The sequence below is a fragment of the Gordonia sp. VNK21 genome, assembly GCF_046098115.1.
Classification (GTDB): domain Bacteria; phylum Actinomycetota; class Actinomycetes; order Mycobacteriales; family Mycobacteriaceae; genus Gordonia.
Genome location: NZ_JBJURU010000024.1, coordinates 1 through 1,648 on the forward strand (window position 1 = coordinate 1; position 1,648 = coordinate 1,648).

Sequence of the window (1,648 nt, forward strand, 5' to 3'; positions counted from 1 at the left end):
GGGTTCGAGGGTCTCGTACGCGGTTCTCGCGGCAGTCATGCCTTCACCCTGCGGGGACGAGGGGACCGGTGTCAACGCCGCCGGTCGGCGTTCGGCCGAATGACAGGCTCCCCGCCGGGCGTGGCCGGGTTGGTTACGATGACCGCGATCGCGTGCGGACCGGGCTCCGGCCTGCACGAACGATGAAGGCTAGAGAGCCGTCGCGGACGATCCGCCGGCGGTCCGGAGATCTCGTGAGGGGACGACGTGGACGCGCCGTATGCAGGAGTCCTCGGCGGATACCGCCTGTTCGGTCCGATCGCGGTGGACGGCGCCGGACAGGTCTTCGCCGCCGAACCGCCGGGCGGCGGCCGGGTGCTGGTGCGCGTGCTGGCCGCCGCACCGGCCTCCTTCGCCGAGTTCGACGCCCGGGCACGGGCCCTGGAGCAGCTGGTGCACCCCGGGCTGGTCCCGGTGCTCGCGCACGGGGCGGAGGGCGGCCGCGCCTGGATCGCCACCGCGCAGACCGAAGCCGACCCGCTGCGCGCGCCCCGGCTGCCCGACCACCAGGTGCTGGCGCTGGCCGCCGGCCTGGCCGATGCCCTCGACTACGCCCATGCGCACGGGCAGGTCCACGGGGACCTCGGGCCGGGCGCGGTGCTGCTGTCGCGGATCCACGCACCCGGAACGCCCGGCAGCGTCGTCATCACCGGCCTGGGCGTCCTGGGCCTGACCGGCCGGCTCACCCCCAACCCACTCGCGGGCGGACCCGACTGCTGTGCGCCGGAGGTGCTGGCCGCTTCGGCGGCCACCCCGGCCGCCGACCAGTACGCCCTGGCCTGCCTGCTCTACCGGCTGCTGACCGGTACCCCGGTGTTCCCGGGCGGCTCGCACCAGCAGGTTGCCGACGGACATCTGCAGCAGTCGCCCGCGCCGATCAGCAGCCGCCGCCCGGAGCCGGCCGGACTGGATCCGGTCTTCGCCCGGGCACTCGCCAAGGACCCGGAGCAGCGGCACCCGTCGTGCCGGGTGTTCGTCGACGCACTGGCAGCCGTTCTGGCCCCGCCGCCCGCGGCCCCGCCCGGTCCGAGCAATCCCACGCTGGTCCCGTCCCCGGCCCCGTCCTCCCCCGGCGCCGAGGCCGCCACTGCTCCCGCGGGTCAGGACGCCCCGAGCCGCCCGGATCCCGGAGCACCCGCCGCAGGCGGGAACGGTTCGGGCGACGGTGGACCTGATTCCCCGACGGACGGCGCCCCGCGCCGCCGCCGGAAGCTCGCCCTGATCGGTGCACTGGTGGTGCTGGTGCTGGCGATCGCCGGCACGGTGGTCGGGATCCTCGCCACCGGCGGTGACGAACCGCTGGACCAGACCACCGCCTCCACGCTGTCGACCGACGGATCCACGACCTGCGCCGTCCGCGACGGCCAGGCCTACTGCTGGGGCGCCAACGAGAGCGGACAGGTCGGCGACGGCACCACCGAACAGCGGACCACCCCGGTGAAGGTGCCGGGTCTGGGCACGGTGAGCAGCATCGTGGTCGGCGGCGGCACCGTGTGCGCCATCGCCGATGAGCAGCTGTACTGCTGGGGCGCCAACGAGAGCGGGAAGGTCGGCGACGGCACCACCGAACCGGTCGGGAAACCGGCCCGGGTGGGCGACCTGCAGCGGG

Annotated in this window: 1 protein-coding gene; it reads left to right on the forward strand. The window is 75.1% G+C overall.

The features are described 5' to 3' along the window. Positions 1–246 precede the first annotated feature (246 nt). On the forward strand, positions 247–1,648 hold a 1,402-nt coding region (locus tag ACJMNC_RS17595), incomplete at its 3' end, for a protein kinase domain-containing protein (RefSeq protein WP_408949256.1).